Origin of the sequence: uncultured Fretibacterium sp., from assembly GCF_963544685.1 — a bacterium.
Taxonomy (GTDB): domain Bacteria; phylum Synergistota; class Synergistia; order Synergistales; family Aminobacteriaceae; genus CAJPSE01.
In genome coordinates this window covers 1-18,503 of the sequence record NZ_CAUUGJ010000011.1, presented here as the reverse complement: position 1 = coordinate 18,503, position 18,503 = coordinate 1, and the positions used below count along the sequence as shown (strand labels likewise).

14 protein-coding genes are annotated in these 18,503 nt (G+C 62.1%); 13 read left to right on the top strand and 1 reads right to left on the bottom strand.

The features are described from left to right. Positions 1–173: 173 nt before the first annotated feature. The 10 genes from ABLA28_RS02110 (at position 174) to ABLA28_RS02065 (ending at position 11,915) form a co-directional block, all read left to right on the top strand. Positions 174–2,294 (top strand): acetate--CoA ligase family protein, encoded by a 2,121-nt coding sequence (locus tag ABLA28_RS02110; RefSeq protein WP_347712320.1) that lies wholly within the window; start codon positions 174–176, stop codon positions 2,292–2,294. Between the two features lie 324 nt (positions 2,295–2,618). Then, the gene (locus tag ABLA28_RS02105; protein WP_314718238.1) at positions 2,619–3,554 is read left to right on the top strand and encodes a chemotaxis protein; all 936 of its coding nucleotides are present in this window, start codon (positions 2,619–2,621) and stop codon (positions 3,552–3,554) included. Positions 3,555–3,750: 196 nt separating this feature from the next. Then, positions 3,751–4,410 (top strand): hypothetical protein, encoded by a 660-nt coding sequence (locus ABLA28_RS02100; RefSeq protein WP_347712319.1) that lies wholly within the window; start codon positions 3,751–3,753, stop codon positions 4,408–4,410. 63 nt (positions 4,411–4,473) lie between these two features. Continuing rightward, complete coding sequence (gene rpoD, locus ABLA28_RS02095) at positions 4,474–5,607, top strand: RNA polymerase sigma factor RpoD (RefSeq protein ID WP_347712318.1); 1,134 nt, start codon at positions 4,474–4,476, stop codon at positions 5,605–5,607. A gap of 124 nt (positions 5,608–5,731) precedes the next feature. Beyond that, entirely contained in the window at positions 5,732–6,232 is a 501-nt protein-coding gene (locus ABLA28_RS02090; protein ID WP_347712317.1) for a hypothetical protein, read from the top strand. An 85-nt stretch (positions 6,233–6,317) separates the two neighbouring features. Next, positions 6,318–7,523 carry an MFS transporter gene (locus ABLA28_RS02085; protein WP_347712316.1) on the top strand — a complete coding sequence of 402 codons (1,206 nt, stop codon included), beginning with the start codon at positions 6,318–6,320 and terminating at the stop codon, positions 7,521–7,523. A gap of 47 nt (positions 7,524–7,570) precedes the next feature. After that, entirely contained in the window at positions 7,571–8,116 is a 546-nt protein-coding gene (locus ABLA28_RS02080; protein WP_347712315.1) for a hypothetical protein, read from the top strand. Between the two features lie 34 nt (positions 8,117–8,150). After that, complete coding sequence (gene metG / locus ABLA28_RS02075) at positions 8,151–10,121, top strand: methionine--tRNA ligase (RefSeq protein ID WP_347712314.1); 1,971 nt, start codon at positions 8,151–8,153, stop codon at positions 10,119–10,121. A gap of 13 nt (positions 10,122–10,134) precedes the next feature. Beyond that, positions 10,135–11,358, top strand: coding sequence for a DUF2157 domain-containing protein (locus ABLA28_RS02070; protein WP_347712313.1), 1,224 nt, complete (start codon positions 10,135–10,137; stop codon positions 11,356–11,358). Continuing rightward, entirely contained in the window at positions 11,355–11,915 is a 561-nt protein-coding gene (locus ABLA28_RS02065) for a GDYXXLXY domain-containing protein (protein ID WP_347712312.1), read from the top strand. The genes ABLA28_RS02070 and ABLA28_RS02065 overlap by 4 nt, the downstream gene beginning before the upstream one ends. Positions 11,916–11,976: 61 nt before the next feature. Here the strand turns inward: ABLA28_RS02065 and ABLA28_RS02060 are convergent, their stop codons facing one another. Then, positions 11,977–13,233: a hypothetical protein gene (locus ABLA28_RS02060; RefSeq protein ID WP_347712311.1), complete on the bottom strand. Its 1,257-nt coding sequence runs from the start codon at positions 13,231–13,233 to the stop codon at positions 11,977–11,979. A gap of 154 nt (positions 13,234–13,387) precedes the next feature. Between ABLA28_RS02060 and ABLA28_RS02055 the strand changes: the two genes are divergently transcribed. From ABLA28_RS02055 to ABLA28_RS02045, 3 genes are read left to right on the top strand one after another with little or no spacing between them, the layout of a single operon-like run. Then, positions 13,388–14,188 carry a hypothetical protein gene (locus ABLA28_RS02055; protein WP_347712310.1) on the top strand — a complete coding sequence of 267 codons (801 nt, stop codon included), beginning with the start codon at positions 13,388–13,390 and terminating at the stop codon, positions 14,186–14,188. After that, positions 14,176–16,290 carry a hypothetical protein gene (locus tag ABLA28_RS02050; protein WP_347712309.1) on the top strand — a complete coding sequence of 705 codons (2,115 nt, stop codon included), beginning with the start codon at positions 14,176–14,178 and terminating at the stop codon, positions 16,288–16,290. The genes ABLA28_RS02055 and ABLA28_RS02050 overlap by 13 nt, the downstream gene beginning before the upstream one ends. Positions 16,291–16,294: 4 nt before the next feature. Continuing rightward, positions 16,295–18,349: an FtsK/SpoIIIE domain-containing protein gene (locus ABLA28_RS02045; RefSeq protein ID WP_347712308.1), complete on the top strand. Its 2,055-nt coding sequence runs from the start codon at positions 16,295–16,297 to the stop codon at positions 18,347–18,349. Positions 18,350–18,503 lie beyond the last annotated feature (154 nt).

The following is an 18,503-nucleotide window of genomic DNA, read 5'->3' as shown; positions in this document are numbered from 1 at the left end:
TTCGGGCCGGTCATGCGGAGCACAGTCCTCGGTGTCTCGCTGTACATGCGGCGGGCGCACCCCGAGGGCCCTATCCCTCCGTCGTTCAAAGACCGTCCTCTCGCGAGGGCGGCCTTTTGTGATTTTTGCGGCCCCTGTGGGCCGAAGCCAACGAACGGGAGGATCCATGGATCATGAAGGACACGAAAGAAGCGCCCAAATCCCTGTTGTCCCATCCTCTGAGGAGGCTCTTTGCCCCGAAAGCCATCGCCATCGTCGGGGCCTCGTCCGACCTGGAGCGCTTGACCGGCCGGACGCTCCGATACCTCCAGTCCTTCGGCTACGAGGGGGCGATCTATCCCATCAACCCCAAAGCCGACACCATAGCGGGCCTTCCCGTGCACCGGGATATCACGGAGATCGACGGCCCCGTCGACCTCGCCATTCTCAGCGTCAAGGCCAGGCTGATCCCCGGGGTGATGCGGGCCTGTGCGGCCAAGGCGGTCCCCTTCGCCCTGGTCTACTCCTCCGGCTTTTCCGAGACCGGCAACTTCGCCCTCCAGGAAGAGGTGTCGTCCATCGCCCACGACGGGGGTATACGGGTGCTGGGCCCCAACTGCCAGGGGCTGGCGAACCTCGCCGAGGGGATCCCGCTCACGTTCTCCGGCGCCCTTTACGATGTGCCTCGGCCCCCCGTGGGGCACGTCGCGTTCGTGTCCCAGAGCGGGGCGTTCGGGTTCTCGTCCTTCGGCGTCGGGATGGAGCACGGCGTGCGGTTCCGCTATGTGGCGACCACCGGAAATCAGTCGGACCTCGATGCCGTGGAGTGCGCGGACTATGTGCTGGAGGACCCCGAGGTGCGTCTGTTGATGCTCTATCTGGAGGGGCTGGAGGACGGCGAGGCGTTCCTGCGCCTGGTGAGGAAGGCCCGGGAGCGGGACATCGCCGTCGCGGTGCTGAAGGCGGGGCGGTCCCCCTCGGCGCGCGAGGCGGCCAAGAGCCACACGGCGGCCCTGACGGGGGACGAACGGGTCTGGTCGGCCATCTTTTCGCAGTACGGGGTCATCCCGATGGAGGACATCGACGACATCATCGGCATCGGCCAGGTGCTTGGGGCGGAGAAGCGGATGAGTGGAGGACGTTCGGCGATCCTGACGACCTCCGGCGGCGCGGGCATCGTCATGGCCGACTGCCTGAATGACGTCGGGCTCTCCGTTCCCGAGTTCTCCCCCGTCACGAGAGCCCGCGTCGAGGCGGCGATACCGCCCTTCGGAGCGTCCCGCAACCCGGTGGACATGACGGTCCAGATCTCGGAACAGCCGGAGAACTTCCGCAGCGTCTTCGATGCGGTGCAGGCGGATCCGGAACTGGATGCGGCCGTCACATCCCTCTCCATGATCGTGGGGCAGGCGGGAGACGTCATGACGGATATCATGATCGAGAGCTATGTCCGCGGTACGAAGCCCCAGGCGGCCGTGTGGATGATTGACCGTCGACACGGCGGGAGCTTCATCGAAAGGTTGAAGGCCGCCGGAATCCCAATCTTCCAGAGTTTCCGTCAATGTGCCCGTGCCCTCAGGGCTCTGGAGGGGTGGGGAACGTTCCGGCCGGTCGCAAAACCCCGGGGCGATGCCTCCGTGCCGATCCTTCCTGACTGGAAGGGGAACATGACGGAGTACGACGCCAAGGTCTTCCTGTCGCGGTACGGCATTCCCATAACGCGGGAGAGGCTTTGCAAAAACCTGGAGGAGGCCTGCGATGCAGCGGAGGAACTGGGCTTCCCCGTGGCGCTCAAGGGGATGGCGGCCTCCGTGCTCCACAAGACGGAGGCGGGGATCGTGGTGCTGGATGTGCGCTCCTTCGAGGAGCTTCGGGGTGCGCTCAAGGCGGTGCGGAAGAACCTGGAGGAGCACGCCGGAGAGGGCGGGGTCCAGGGGTTCCTGGTGTCCGAGATGGTGCGCGGCGGGTTCGAGTGCATCGTAGGGGTGAAGCGGGACCCCGTGTTCGGTCCGATGATCGCCGTGGGGCTTGGAGGCATTTACGTCGAGGTACTGAGCGACGTCTCCCTGAGACACGGCGCCGTGGACGAGGAGGAGGCACTGAACATGATTCGCCAGCTCAAGGGCTATTCCTTCCTGTCCGGGACCCGGGGCAGCAAGCCGCGCGACGTCCGGGCCCTGGCCCGGATCGTCAGCCGGGTTTCCCGGCTGGCCGTCGCCGAGACGGACTTGTTGGAGCTGGACATCAACCCCGTGTTCGTGCTGGAGGAGGGCAAGGGCGCCGTGGCGGCGGACGCACTGGTCGTGAAGGCGTAATGGCACGGTGGGGAGCCTTTTGTATCGACGGTGAACCGCCTCCAAGATGCTCTGTCTGCTGCGAACGATACGTCAAAGTTCGCGGGTAAATTTTTTAACGTGTGGTAAAGACGGGTTTTATATATTTTTGCCGCACCTGACGGGTGCAAAACCAAAGTCGGCTTAGCCTATACAATGACATGCTCGATTCCCGATAAAACCGCCGCAATCTGCGGACTTGGGATGGGGGAGTTGTCTGTCGCTTTTCGAGGAATGGTGGTATATTAAACAGGATTGGATTCAACCTCAGAGAGGGATTTGTCGCTGAAGAAACGGGGTATTCAAATGCAGGAAGTCAAGAAAGTCATCACGGAGGTCGGCACGAACGAGTGGCAGGTCGTGGTTTTCTTCCTGGGGGAACAATCATTTGCAATCAACGTCGATAAAACCAGGGAGATTCTGCGTTGGCCGGGATGCCGGGTCATCCCCGATTCCCCCAGGTCCCTGATCGGGATTACCTCCGTCAGGGGCGAGGTCCTTCCTATGGTTGACCTGCGCGTTTTTCTGGACATCGAACCCTCGGTGGACCTCGACCAGAGCAAGGTGATCATTGCCGAGTTCAACGAGGTCAAGCTGGGCTTTGTGGTCGACGCCGTGGAGCGGATCTACCGCATCAACTCGGAGGACCTGGACTCGAGCCTGACGGGCAAGTACCTTGGGGAATGGATACTCTACGTCATCAAGCGCGACAGTCGGAACGTCCTGCTGCTGGATTACGAGGCCATCGTGCAGACAATCAGCCCGCAGCTCTCCATGCAGAGCAGGTGGGACCCCTCCCGCGCCGCCGCCCTGATGGAAGGGGTGACGGACCCGGCCGCGATCCGCATCGTCGTGGCGGAGGATTCGCCCCTCATCCGCAAGCAGATCAAGGATTCCCTCGCGATGGGGGGATTTACGAATCTCCTGCTCTGCTCGGACGGCAGGGAGGCCTACGATGCGATCATGAAGGAGGGGGCGCATTTCGACGTACTGGTGACCGACGTCGAGATGCCCCGCTTGGACGGACTTGCCCTGACCCGCCGCATCAAGGAGAATCCGGCGACGAAGGATCTGCCGATCATCGTCTTCTCCTCCATCATGGCGGAGGACATCAAGGTCAAGGCTGCCAGCGTCGGGGCGCGCTATCAGATCACCAAGCCGGAGATATCCCAGCTGGTGGAGTACGTGGCCCGGATCGTCCGGGAAGGGCAGGAGGCGGCTCAGGCTTCCGGCGTCGCCTAGCGGAGGGGCCTCGCGGTTGGACCGGAAGGATACCCTCCGGCTCGACGGAGAGAAACGCCGGAGACAGTGTTTCTGCGCTCTTTTCCCTTCTCGCGGCGGGGGATATGCTGCCGTCGGTTCGATTCGTCCCTTCGTTGGCTCGGGCTCCCGAAGGCTCGAGGTGAATCGGAGGCCTGAGATAAAATAGGAGGATACTTTGCTTCCTTACTGGAATTCGGACCTGGACCTCGAGATCGCGTCCTGGTTCCCCTTCGGGGTGGATTATCGGCCGATCTCCATGAATTGCCTCCTCAACCCCAGGTTGAGGAGGGTGGCGGCGTCCTGCCTCGAACGGGGGAGCGAGTTCTTCTTCATGTCCTCGCTTGGGATGGGGTCCATCGGAAGCCTGATGCGCGACAATTTTTACAGGGCTGAGCCCCAAGGGGCCTTCAGCCTGGGGTTCATGATGATTTTGGGCTACTCCCCCCGTATGGAGCGCCTCATCGGCGCCGGCTTCGGCGGTTCGGAGGACCTTTCCGCCGGGGTTGCCTTCTGCTCCCTCTGGAACAGGGGCGTGCTGATGGAGAACATCAAGGTGATCGTCCTGGTGAGCGAGGGGATTTTTTTCGACGAGGAGAAGTTTCTGACGGACTTCGAGGGAATGCTCGCCGGTCAGGACGGGGACCCGGGCCTTGCCTTCTTTGCGGAACAGTTTGGATATCGGCGTTTCTGTATGGCTTACGAGACGGACGATCCGCTTCAGCTTCGGATCAGCAGGTTGCTTTACGAGATGGAATTTGCCGAGACCCGGCAGATGGTCGGCCCATCCCCCGAGGTCTCTTTTCCTCCGTTTTTTGGCCTTGTCCCGGCAGAATAACAGGCGTTCCGATCCACCTGAGGAACTGGAAATACGGCGGAATGAAAATGGAGGTCATGTGCGGTGCAGGAAGAAAACAAGCGCGATGTCAGGATCGGATCGGCAAAGAGCGATTCTCCCGAATACCTGGGAAAGGTGAGGACCCTTGTTCATGAGGGGCAGGGACGTGGCTTTGTCACGCATCGCGATATCGAGCGGCATATTCCGGTGGAGGTTTGGGACCCGGATACGCTGGACAACATCCTGAGCAACCTTCAGGAGCTGGGAATCGAGGTCGTCGAGGAGGAAAGTCGGGGCAAGGTTCAGGCCTCCGTCGGAGTTGGGGAGGAGCTGCTCCCGTCCCTGGACGGGGACTTCGGCAAGCTGGACGATATCCCTCTGACGGATCCGGTGCGCATGTATCTGCGCGAGATCGGAAAAGTCCCCCTTCTGCGGGCGGAGGAGGAGGTCGACCTGGCCCAGCGCATGGAGGAGGGGGACGTCAAGGCGAAGCAGAAGCTCGTCGACGCGAACCTCCGCCTGGTGGTCAGCATCGCGAAGAAGTACATCGGGCGCGGAATGCTCTTTCTGGACCTGATCCAGGAGGGGAACCTCGGTTTGATCCGGGCGGTGGAGAAATTCGATTATCGCCGGGGATTCAAGTTCAGTACCTACGCGACCTGGTGGATTCGTCAGGCGATTACCCGCGCCATTGCGGATCAGGCTCGGACGATCCGCGTGCCGGTCCACATGGTGGAGACCATCAACAAGATGGTACGTATCTCCCGCCAGCTCGTGCAGCAGCTGGGCCGAGAGCCCACGGACGAGGAGATCGCCGCGGAGATGGAGATCGACCCCTCCCGGGTCGAGGAGATACGCCGCATATCCCAGCTTCCGGTCTCCCTGGAGACCCCGATAGGGGAGGAGGAGGACAGCCAGCTGGGCGACTTCATCGAGGACCGGGACCTGCCGAGTCCGGACGAGGCGGCGGCGGGCCATCTGCTTCACGAACAGATCGAGGAAATGTTGGCCACGCTGTCCAGCCGGGAGCGGGAGGTGCTTCATTATCGTTTTGGCCTGGAGGACGGACATTCCTACACCCTGGAGGAGGTCGGGCGCAAGTTCAACGTGACCCGGGAGCGGATCCGGCAGATCGAGGCCAAGGCTTTGAGGAAGCTTCGTCAGCCCAGTCGCAAACTCAAGGATTTTTTGGATTGATGTCGATTTTGTGCGCACCTTTTTCGTCGTCATTCAAATTTTTGGGGAGGTTGTCTGTATGATGTCTTCAAAAAAGATCGCTGTGTTGCTGATTTGTGGTGTGTTGTCGGTAGGGGGTTGTATTTTGGGCAGCCGGTGGAGTGCGGATGCGGCGATCCGCCCGCTCAACCCCGAGCCCCCTGCGGCCCCCAAGGGAACTCCGGAGGCGGGATCCTCGGGTTCGGGCAGCTCGGGGACCGGAGGACCGGTGGTGGAGTTGAAATCCCTTGCCAGGCCTAAAAGAGCCCGTTCGTCTACGGAGGCCCCTGCGGGGCCCGCCGGCGCGAAGGCTCCGGGCGAAGCGGTTCCCGGTGCTGGGGTGGATGGTGTACCGGCTCCCGCGCCTTCGGGGCGGGTCGTCTTCTCCGGAGACCCGTTGGATCCTCTGATCGGCGAGCCTCAGCTGGGGCTCTCGCTGGACAAGATTTTCGCGATAGCCGACCACGCGGGGTACAATCTCATATTGCGTGCGCGCTATGTGGCGACGGCCATTGACACCCCCTATTCCTATTCCCTGATGAAGGGGCGGCGACGGTTGGCCACGCTCTTTTTCGATCGGAATCTCAAGCTGTCCATGATAAAGTAACTGCGGCTAAAGCCTCGGAAAGCTCTGTAAGAGACCAGGGGAAAAGGGGCGGACGCCGCCTTTTCAGGAATGGAGTTGAACTGCGTTGAGCGGAAAGACGGGCGCCTTCCCCCTGAAAGGGGACTTTTTTGCGCTTTTGGAGATCAAGGTGGTCCTGATATCGTTGGCGCACGGCGTCAACGATATGTATGCGGCGTTTCTGCCCACCTTCGTTCCCTACATCAAGGCGTCGCTGGGGCTGGACTACGCTCTGACGGGGGCGCTCAGCCTCATCGTGGGGCTTTGCCACATCGTCGGACAGCCCGTGATCGGCTACTTCTGCGACCGTATTCGCCGCCCCTGGCTCATGATGGCCGGCCCCCTGCTCTGCGGCTTGGGGGCCGTCATGCTTCCATCTGCGGGAAGCTACGGAGGGGCCCTCTTCTTTGCCGGGCTCTGGGGGGTGGGGAGCGCCCTGTTCCACCCTCAGGGCAGCGGGGGGATCGGCTATGTGGCGAGGCCGGAAAAACTGTCGTTTGCCCTGACCCTGTTCAACATCTCCGGGACGGCCGGGGTTCTGGTCAGCCCCGTCGTGGCCGTCTTCGTGGTGGAGCGGTTCGGGTATGGAGGCCTCTGGGCCACGCTTCTACCACCTCTCCTGCTTGCCCCTCTGATCTATTGTTTCATGCCGTTTCTCCGGGAAACGCTTCCTCCCCGTTCCGAGAGCGGCTCGGGGTTCTGGCGGAGCTTCGGCGGGGTGTTTACGGTGCTCTTCCCCCTATGGGCCGTCGCCGTGATCCGGGACGTCGTGTTCCAGTGCGTACGCTTTTTCCTGCCGCTGAAGATCGCGGCCGAGGGCGGTGCTCTGGATGCCATCGGGACCGTTCTCTTCTGTATCACGCTCGGAGGAACTTTGGCGATGATCCCCGTCGAACGGCTGTCCCAAAGGGTGCGCATCAGGACGATCCTGGGGCTGACCCTGCTCCTGGGCTCGCTTTTCCTGACGTCGGCCTCGCTGGCCTCGGGGCTGCTTTCGACCTCTCTCTACATCGTGGGGGTCTCCTGCATCTACTCCACCATGCCCCTCACCGTGGTCCTGGCCCAGACGCTGATGCCCCATGCCCGGAGCGTCGCGAGTTCGGTTGTCATGGGGCTTGCGTGGGGGACGGCAAACGTGACGCTCTACCCCCTGGGAGAGCTTGCGGACAGGATCGGCATCCACAATACGACGCTGCTCATCGGGTTGCTGCCTCTGCTGGGCCTGGTATTTCTCCTCTCCCCCGTGTTCCGGGAGGAGTGCCGAGGATCGTGATAAGATAGCATGATCGGTTTTCTGCCGGGGTTGTGGAGGTCCTAGCGATGTTGTCCTCGGAGTTTCTCATGGATCTTGCGAAAAAAGTTTATGGGACGCTCAGCTCCCTGGAGGGCACGCTCCGTCCCCTCGGCGGGGAGGGGGAGGGTGTGCCTCTCCCGGGGGGGATCTCCGTTCCTCATGTCCTTGCGGGTCTTTCCCCGGAGGACGGGCCGTGCTTCTTCGTCAAGACCCTTACCGGGCTGATGGAGGAGAGGGGAATCGGCGACGCGGAGATGAGCTCCAAAATGGGCTGGACCCCGGAGGACATGGCCGCTCTGCGTGCCGACGGGCAGTGCTGTCCCCTCAAGGAGCTGGTCTTCGCGTTCGGCCTGGCGCTCGAACTGAAACGGGACGAGATGCGTCAGCTTCTCGTCTCGGCGGGGCACACGCTTTCGGAGGATGAGGTCTACGATATCGTCCTCCTTCATTGCATGGATAGGGGCGTGTTTGCCCTGGAGGACGTGAACGAGGCCCTGAAATGCTTCAACCTGAAACCCATCGTGCTCAGGCCCTGGAGGGGCCGACCGGCCGAGGGCCCCTGCCCGGTCTGACGGTTCGAGTACGTGAATACGGAGGTTTTTTATTATGGACGGCAGGAATTTCTACATCACCACTCCCATCTATTACGTCAACGACATCCCCCACATCGGCCACGCCTACACGACGATAGCCTGCGACGTCATGAGCCGTTACAAGCGCATGAAGGGGTACGACGTGTATTTCCTCACAGGGACGGACGAGCATGGGCAGAAGATACAGACCGCCGCGGAGGCGAAGGGGATGACGCCCCAGGAGCTGGTGGACAAGATCCACGTCAACTTCAAGGATCTGTGGAAGGTCCTGGATATCGGCAACGACGACTTCATCCGCACCACCGAGCCGCGCCATATCCGCGTGGTCCAGGCCATGTTCGGGAAGCTGATGGAGCAGGGGGACATCTACAAGGGGACCTACGAGGGGCAGTACTGCGTCCCCTGCGAGACCTACGTCCCCGAGTCCAGCGCCGGGGAGGGCAACACCTGCCCGGACTGCGGCCGGCCCCTGACCCTGATGCAGGAGGAAAGCTACTTTTTCCGAGCCTCCAAATACGTCCCCAGGCTGATCGAACATTACGAAAAGCACCTGAGCGGGGTCATGCCGCGCATCCGCTACAACGAGATCATGAGCTTCCTGCGGGGGGAGGTTCGGGATCAGTCCGTGTCCCGTACGACCCTCAAGTGGGGAATCCCGATCCCGGGCGACGAGAAGCACGTGATTTACGTCTGGTTCGACGCCCTGATCAATTACACCACGGCGGTGGGGTATCTGGACGATCCCGCGATGTTCCGGAAATACTGGCCGTCCGTCCGGCACGTGGTGGGCAAGGACATCATCCGCTTCCACTGCGTCATCTGGCCGCTCATGCTCCTGGCCCTGGGGCTGGAGCCCCCCGTCTCGGTCATCGCCCACGGCTGGTGGACGGTCGACGGCGAGAAGATGAGCAAGTCCAAGGGCAACGTCGTGGACCCCTTCAAGATGGCGGAGCTCTACGGGGCCGACGCCTTCCGTTATTTTCTGCTCCGCGAGGTGCCCTTCGGCCATGACGGGGACTTCTCCGAGGCCGCGCTCGTCGGGCGCATCAACAGCGACCTGGCGAACGACCTGGGCAATCTTCTGAACCGCACGCTCCAGATGATCGTCAGCTATCGGGATGGCGTCGTCCCGGCGGGCAAGCTCGATGACCCGCTGGACAACGAACTCCGTGCGCTCGCGAAGGCGACGTTGGAGCGCGTGGACGAGGCCATGGAACGCTTTGCCTTCGACGAGGCCCTGAAGGCGATCTGGGCGCTCGTTGGGCGTGCCAACAAGTACATCGACGAGACCATGCCCTGGAAACTGGCCAAGGAGGGGCAGGAGAAGAAGCTGGACTCCGTGCTCCTGAGCCTGTACGAGGCGCTTCGCCTCTCGGCCCTCCTGATCGCCCCCTATATGCCGGGGACGTCGCGGAGGATCTGGGAGCAGCTTGGGCTCGACGGCTCCCCCCTGGAGCTTCTCTACGACGATTTCGTCTGGAGCGCGGGGGCGGGGACGCGGGTGCGCAAGGCCGAGGTGCTCTTTCCCCGGATCGACCTGGAGGCGTGGAAAAAGGCTCGGGGCGAGGAGGGGGCGAGGTCCGGAGCCCCGCGTAAGGAAGGAGGGGGCGCCGCCTCGAAGCATGAGCCGGACCTGGAACATGAGCCCGAGATCGGCATCGAGGCGTTCCGCTCCGTGGAGATGCGCGTGGCGCAGATTGTCAAGGTCGAGGAGATCCCGAAGTCGCGCAAGCTCTACAAGCTGGAGGTGGACCTGGGGTACGAGAAGCGCACCGTCTGCTCCGGCATCAAGGCGTTCTTCACACCTGGAGAACTGGAGGGGCGGCGCGTCGTCCTGGTGACGAACCTGAAGCCGGCGAAACTCTGCGGCATCGAGAGCAACGGCATGATCCTGGCCGCCAGCGTCAAGGTGGATGGGAACAGCGAGGCCCTGACCCTCGTGGCCCCTGCAGGCGAGATCCCGCTGGGCAGCCGCGTGAGCTGAGGGCGGCATCGTCATGGAAAGGGGCTTTCCCGAGCGTTTCGTCAAAAGGAAGGAGCTGAATTTCCTCCTGCGCGAGGTCGCCCTCTGGAGGGACTCCGGGATCATCGATCCAGCCCAGGCCTCCGCCATCGAGGGGCTTTATGCTCCTCGGAAGGGGCATTTCCCTCAGGTTCTGCTGGGGCTGGGAGGGATGCTTGTCGGCCTGGGGTTCCTGAGCGCCGTCGCCGCGAACTGGCTGGACATGCCCCGCGCCCTCCGCGCTGCCCTGATCGTGCTCTGCTACCTGTTTTCCATCCTTGCAGCCTGGCGGGCGGAGGCGGAGTTTCCCCGCACGTCGCGGGCCTTTCTGCTGCTGGGAAGCTTCATCTATGGCGGGGGCATCTTCCTCATGGCCCAGATGTTTCATCAGGGCGGGCACTGGACTACGGCCGTCGCCTGGTGGTTCGCGGGGGTTCTGCCCGTCGCCCTGCTCTTTCGCGATCCGTTCCAGGTGCTCCTCATGCAGGCGCTTGCGATTGTCTTTCTGTATGGATTCCATGCCCCATGGTTCGGTCTGTTCGGCAGCTTCTGGAGTGCTCCACAGTTCTCTGTCGCGGATTTCCTGCAGAGCCTCTTCCGGCCTCAAAGGGTCCTGATCCTCTTGGCCCTGTGGGCGGCCTGGTGGCGTCTGGGGGAGCGCAGACGTCTCTGTTTTGGCATGAACGTTTTTGCCACACTTTCCTTCATCGGTCTGCCGCTCTTCGCCTATCTTTCGGACCCAGCGCAGAACTTGATCGTGCTGGGCGGAATCGGGATGCTGATGGTCCTTTGCTCCTTCGGAGAACGGAAGGGTGACTTGGAGGGGTGGGGGATCATGCTGACAGGGGTTTGCGGGCTCTTCCTCACCATCTCCCAGGTCTGGCGCGACTCCGTTCTGCCGGACTGTTTCCCCAGGTTCAACGCGCTGGTCGTCGGGATGGGGTTTTCCTCACCCGATACCGCCTTTGCGGTGCTGTCGGCCCTGATCTTCTCCCTGCTCATGCTCTGGCTGACCTGGAGGGGGCACACCCTGGCGACCACTTTTTTCTGCCTTTTGGTGCTGCGCTATTACTTCGACGGCTTCTACGATTTCATGCCCAAGGCCGCGTTCTTCACGGTGGGCGGCCTCCTGCTGATTGCCTTGGGCTATTTCATGGAGCGGGTGCGCCGAAGGGCGAAGCGGATCAGAACGAGCCTTGAGGGGGGGAAAAAGGCATGAGGGGATTGAGGCGTTATCTCGTCGTGGCTCTCCTGCCCCTGTGCGTGCTCCTGGCCGCGCCGGTGAGGCCCACTCTGATCCTGATGTTCGGTGAGGAGGTGCGCCTCGCCACGGTCCCGCTCGATCCCCGGGACCTCTTCAGGGGCGACTATGTGGCGCTCCGCTTTGCGGTGGAGGAGATCCCATTGGCCTCGTTCGACGTCGTTTCCGGGGGGGAAACCGGCGGACCGGAACCGGCGGAGATGAAGCTCGCAAAGGATTGGTACGTATCCCTTAAGCGGGATGCATCGGGCATATTTTCTCCCGAGGGAGTCGGGACATCCCCGCCTGTGGGGCGGCCCTATCTGAGGGGGGCGTTTCGTGCCGCCTCCGGCGGCTCCGTGGCGAGGCTCGATTTCGGGCCCGGGCTCGAACGTTTCTACCTCAGGGAGAATACGGGCCGCGTCTTGGAGGACGCCGCACGAAAAGGCCGCATCGAGGCAATCGTGAAGGTATGGCGGGGGATGCCCGTCATCGTCTCGCTGGACGTGAAGCCGAAGGAACCGTCGACGAATTGAATGCAAATGCCCCCTCCTTTTTGAGGAGGGGGCATTTTTTCATTTGTTTGCTGCCGTTGAATCAGCGGCGATGCGCGTCTGCGGCGACGAAGGAGAGCCCCGCCCTCGTCAGGGCCTCCGCGGTCGTATTCACGGCCTTGTGCTTCAGCATGTAGTTCCCCAGCAGGACGTCCATCTCGCCGGACGCCTCTATTTCCTTCCTGTCGCGGAAGTAGTCGAGGATGTCCGAGGGATGGGCCAGGTCCTTTTCGTCCTCGGGGTTCCCTCCCTCGTGTTTGGCGGAGATGTTGGGGATGGTCTTTGCCAGCTCGACGAGGCCGGCCCGCCGGTCATAGGGTTGCCGGACGATGCTCTTCCACGTCTCCGTAATGTGGTGCTCGATGCGGACCTGATCCTCGAGCCCCAGTTCCTTCCGCACGGCAGCGGCACGGGCCAGGTTGCCGTCGTCGATGGAGTTGGACAGGTTGAAGCCGGAGAGAGGGGTGGAGCCGTCGTCGCGCGCGAACATGCGTGCGGCCAACAGGGTCCAGAGGACGGCGTAGGGGTTGTCGTTGCCCATGAAGACCGATATCTTGAAGCGGATGTTCACGCCCAGCCGATAGAGAAGATAGCCCAGGAAGACGGTGCCCGGGTTGATGTTCAGCACCTCGTCCACGCCGTAGTTCACGTAATAGTACAGGGCCTCGTCCACCCACTGAAGCGGATGCCCGTTGGGCTGGCCGATGCCTCCGAAGTAGCCCGTCAGGGTCTCCGGCCCCCCGAGGTGCACGTTGGAGCCGTCCGTCCCCTTGGTGTCCAGCGTCTCGACGCAGGAGGCCCCCAGGATCTTCATGGCGGCCCGGACTGCGGGGAGATCGCCTCCGTCCGCCTCCTGCTCCTTCATCTTCCGGACGCGAATGAAGCGGCCCGGGAGCACCTCGCCCCTTTCGATGCACTGCCGGGCTTCGGCGACGACCCAGGGGAAATACTGCAGGGCGCTGATCTCCAGGGTTACCGGCTTTGCCGCGTCGTACTCCCAGACGGGGCGTTCGGGGTTGACCCTGGCTCTATAGGCCGAGATCGGGATGAACCTTCCCTCCTCGCGCGCCGTCATGAGCCATTCGAGATCCTTGATATAGGGGGAGTTTATCCTTTCGAGCCGCTTCAAGAGGGTTTCAATGCGGCCGGCCTCCCGTGCCCTGGCGTTGATCTCCTCCACCGAACCGTACTTGGCTACCACCCGCCGCAGGTCCGCGAGCAGGGGGTTGTCGGGGTTCGTCAAAAATGCGTTGAGTCCCTCCATGGCGGACGGACCAACCTGAAAGTCCTGCTTCCTCACGATGTACTCCTCCTTTTCGTTTCCCCTCCGTCCTCGCGGAATGACGCCTTAGAGGGCCGAGTATCATTTATTATAGCGTCGATTTCCTGTGTATAATTGAGATGAAATCTGAGACCCGATGTTTTTTCGGTCCTTTGCGCCGGAAGAAAATCGAATGGGCGGGGAGAGTATGGAAGTGATAAAGGGCAATAAGATGGAAGTCAGGATGGACGAGAAGCAGACGGTTGGGGACGTCGCCGAGGAGTTGTTGGAGGTTTTGCAGCGCAGCGGGAGGGATTTCATGACTCTGAGTGCGATGCAGAAGGCAATGAGCTCCCAGCTCCGCAAGCGTCTTGGGTTAACGGGAAGGAAGCTGACAAACCCAAGTGTGATAAAGATCCTTACACCCCATTTGGAAGACAAATTGGCAATATGCAACAAGGGCAATGCTGTTTATTTGTTTCGCGGGACTAATTTGGCCGAAGTCGTTTTGTGCTTTATACGGGGAAAAGCTGGAAAAAGTGGTCCGCAGCTGTTTAACGGAATGCCGTTTATCAAAAAGGATGAGCTCATCAGGATTTTAAATAACCTGTTGGAGAGCGGACAGGTCACGTTGAAGCTTGTTGCCGAGTTTGTGCCTCGTTTCTTTGCCTCTGGGGCGATGGGACCTGTGATGAAAGATGCGGCCGGGACAGCATGTGAAACTCCAATAGACACGTTCGGCAAACGCAGGGAACAGTTTCATGCGGCCTTTCGGGAGCTCGATCGAGGGAGCATTTTTGTCCGTATCTGCGATCTGCGCCGCCGTATGGGCTGGCCGCGCGAGGTCTTTGACGACATGCTCCGCCGGCTGCGCGACGATGAGGTCGTTCAGCTTCATGCGGGGGACGTGACGCTGATGACGCCCGAGCAGGTCGAGGATGGTTTTGTGGACGAGAACGGCTTCAGGATGGGGACGATGACATGGATAGGCTGAGCGGGGGCCTGAGCGATTCGGAGGGCGGAGGCTTGAATGGAGGCGAATTGAATGGAGGCGGTATTCGCGCCCAATTGGTGGAGAACAATCCCTTCGCCTCGTCCGCGGCCCCCAATCCCTGGGACAACGCCAACCCCGACATCGACTCCCTCAATCGTGACATCGTCGAACATATCGACCAGCTCCTGAGGATGAAGAGGCGGGAGCCTGCCCTGCCCCTTGCCGGCTTGATCCTGGGGGAGCCGGGGACGGGCAAGACCCATATGCTCAAGCGGGTTCTTGGCAAGATTCGCAAGAACGGGCAGATTGCGATCTTCGTAGCGGTCAGGGCTTTCATGAACCCGGAGAGCGTCATGCGGGACCTGCTGCGGGAGATCTTCATCAGCATGGCGCGGGAGCACAGGGACGGGAAGCTGCAGATCGATCTGTTGCTCGGGGAGCTGGTTGAAAGCTACCACGAGTGCTGCCGTGAGAAGGGGCGTCCCGTCCTCTCGGGCATGGACCGGCTCAGTCCTCTCAAGAAGCAGCTGTTGGGGATCGACAGGGATTTCCTTCGTTGCCTGCTGCTCTACGCCGATACGGAGGACGCATCTTTGAAGGAGGATATCCTCTTCTGGCTGATGGGGGAGTCCGACGAGAGCTTCCCCGAGAGGCTGGGGGTTCCCGATTGCGACCGGGACGCGATGGCGCCGGAGGCGCGGGAGGACGAGGCGTCGAAGATGCTTCTCTCCCTGGGGCATGTCCTGCGCTATGCCCGCGTCCCCATGCTGGTCTGTTTCGACCAGCTCGACGGCATGGATTCCCCGGACCTGATCAACGCGTGGGGGAAGGTGCTGAGCCTTCTGGTCAACGATGTCTCCGGCATGCTGCCCTTGGCCTTTCTTCGCGCCGATACTTGGAACCATCGTTTTTCCCGGGTGCTGGACAGCGCTGTGGTGCAGCGCTTCAACCATCCCGTTCCCATGGGAAACTGCAGCCTGGATCAGGCGAGGCAGCTGGTTAAAAATCGTATCGCCGCCTTTTTCGTCGAGGGAGCGGAGGAAAAGTACCGATGGCTGATGGCTCGTCTCGAGGGGAAGCTGCGGACGGGATACTCCCCCAGGACGGTCATAGATTTGGCGAACCGCGCAATCCATGAGGAAGGCTCGGAGGCTCTTCCGGAAGCCCCGAGAGGGACGAGGTCCCCGGAGGCTGCCGAAACGGACGAGATCCGTGAGGCCGAACGAACCCTGACCGCGGCTTACCGCGAGGAGTGCGACAAGGTGGCCTCGGACCCGAACGCCTGGCCGCCCAACGCGGATCAGCTTCTGGATGCGCTGGAAATGTGGTTGGCCTCCCGGCCGGAGTTCAACGTCTCCCGCTCGGACGATAAATACGTTCGGCTGTCCGGGCAGCGCTCCGCCGGGGGCCGGGCGACTCCATGCGCTTTCATCGTCCTGACGGCCAGGAACCATCTTTCCGCGGCCGCCGCCCTGAAGCGGGGGGTCGATTTTCTGAGCGCACATCCCGACGGGCTCTGCTGCTACGTTACGGACAAACGGGTGTTCCGAGGCCCCGAAAACTGGAGGAAGGTCCATGAGCTCCTTGGGCAGTTCAGGGCTCTGAAGGGGAGGGCGATCATCCTCGGATCCGGGGGGTGCGCGGCCTGGTACGGCCTCGTGGCGTTCCGAAACAAGGTCTGCAACGGAGACGTCGCCCTCTATCCGTCCTCGGGCCAGCGTCCGGCGACGCGAGAGGACTTCTCACGCTACATGAAGGAAGGCTTCCGTCCGGAGCTCCTCGACCTGGGGGAGAACGGAGAAACTTCCCCGGACGGTGATGCAGATGGGGGACCAAAGGGGGGAAGTACCCCTGTTTCTCCCGCCGCGAAGCCGGGGAGTTCGGACGGTAGCGCTCCGGACGAGGAACGGCTGACGCGCGCCGTCCTGTCCCTGCTGAAGGGGTCTCCCATGAAGATGATGGGGGCCGAGCTCCTGGTGGGAGCGCTCCATCGCGAGGGGGTCACTATCGGTTATCAGACGCTGCTGGCCGGGCTGAACCGTCAAAAGGCGCTCTTCCGCCTTTACCCCTCCGGAGACGGCACCCTGATCGCGATGGTGTAGGGCTATGGGTTCCCGGAAGAAACGAGACGACGTTCAGACCCTTTCCGTCAGTGACGCGGCGTTGTGCCAGCGCTGTCCCAGGCTTCTGGCCTATCGCGGGGAGGGGGAGCGCGGGGCTTGGAAGGTCGGTATCGAGGGGAGCGGCGAGAAGTACGGTTCCCTGTTCCACAAGCATATCGCCGGGGCCTTCTTCGATGCGGCGGCCGATCCTCAAAATTCCCTGAGAGGCGAGATCCGTGCGGTCCTTACCGGAGATATCGCCGGTAGGACTCCGATTCGGGAACGATTGGAGGAGCTTATTCGTACCCGTTTCTTTCTTCCCTTCCTGGATCGCTACGCGCCGAAGCTCGATACGGGGCGGGTGTTGTCCATGGCACGGGGGACCTCCATTTGGTCGGGGTGTATGGCGGATTTTCTGGCGGGAATCCCCTTTGATCGTCTCGATCCCGACGAGGCGATGGATCGCGTGTTCCTGAGGCCGGAGCGCACGCTCCAGGCCACCTACGTTTCCTCCGACGGACGGGTGCTGGAGCTCTCGGGACGCTATGACGCGCTGCTGTTCAATCCCGATTCCTGCGAGGCGACCCTGTTCGAGTTCAAGGGATATCGATGTTCCGACCCCTCGGTGGCACTCTCCCAGACGTTGATCTACGCCTGGCTGATCCAGAATGCCGCGGGCATCCTGCCCGCCGTGCAGGTCGTTTATCTGGAGGAGGAGCGTCCCGGAGTCTTCCCCTCCTCCGAGGTCGCGAGCATGATGTCCGCGCTGCCGGGCCTCTTCGATGTGGTCCTGGACGTACTGGAGCGGCGCTTGCCCCTCCCCGTGGCGGTGAACTCCGAACTCTGCCTGCGGTGCCCCTGGAACGGGGACTGTGCCGGGGATTGGGGAATGGCTGCCGAGCCCTCCTCCGCTCTGGAAAGCATGGGGGGCGATTCCGGCGGCGAATCCCGTGACGACACCGACGATGATTCCGGCGAAAAGTCCTGCGATGCGGAGGGACGCGAGCGCATGGGGCAGTTGCTTGGGGCCTTGAAGGACCTCGGGCTGTCCGCTGCCGATGCGGGGGTTGTCTGCGGTCCCTGTTTCATACGCCTGAAGGTCCGACCCGACGCTGCCAGGGGGACGACCGTGAAGAAGATAGGGAACCGGGCGGATGACCTTCAGGTTCAAATGGACCTTCCTCAGCCCCCCATGATCCAGGCGCAGAAGGGATATGTCAGCGTGGATGTCCCGCGCCTTCGCCGCGAGGTCCTGACCCTTGAAAAGCTGATGCGGCAAGGGCAGGGGGAAAGAGCGTGTCCCGACTCGGAGGCCGCCTTTCCCCTGGGGATGAGGGTGGATGGAAGCGTCTTCTGGGCCGATCTGTCGGAACCGTCCATGACCAGCGTCTTGATCGGGGGGACCTCCGGGAGCGGAAAGAGCGTGTTGCTCCGCTCCGTGGTCGTGGGACTTCTGCTCTGTGCGCCGCAGGACGGCGTGGGCTTTACCCTGATCGACCCCAAGCGCGTTACCTTCACCGACTTGGCGGGGCTGCGGGCCCTGGAGGAGGGACGGGTCCTCTGCGACGCCGATGAGGCCATGGAGGCGCTGAGGGAGGCCGTCGAGGAGATGGAGCGGCGTTATGAGCTCATGGAGGGGGCGCGGGTCTCCCACCTGACGGACTACAATGTCGTCACCGGGGAGCGGCTGCGGCGCCGGGTCCTCATCATCGACGAGTATGCCGACCTCATGACGTCCAGGGGGACGGCGAAGGAGCTCGAACTCTTCATCCAGAGGATATGCCAGAAGGGCAGGGCCGCGGGATTCCATCTGCTGCTGGCGACGCAGCGCCCGGACGCGAAGGTGGTGACCGGCGTCATCAAGGCCAACCTCCAGCTGCGCATCGCGCTGAAGGTCGCGAGCAAGAGCAACAGTCAAATAATCCTGGGCGAAGGGTTCACGGAGGCTCAATGCCTCCTGGGCCATGGGGACATGCTGGTCGGCGACGGCTCCTACCTGGAGCGGCTTCAGGCTCCCCTGGCTGACGCCGCACTGCTGGGCCGGGAATTCTGGAATTGAGGAAGAGCTGATGGAATCGGCGTCTTCTTGGTTTTGTCGGAGGGTGTCGAGGTTTGAGGGAGCTGTTATATTCGGTTTTGGGGATGTTGTTAATGGGTCTGCGAGGTATTTTGTTTTTGTACTTGACAGGTAGATAAAAGGCTGTATAATTTCC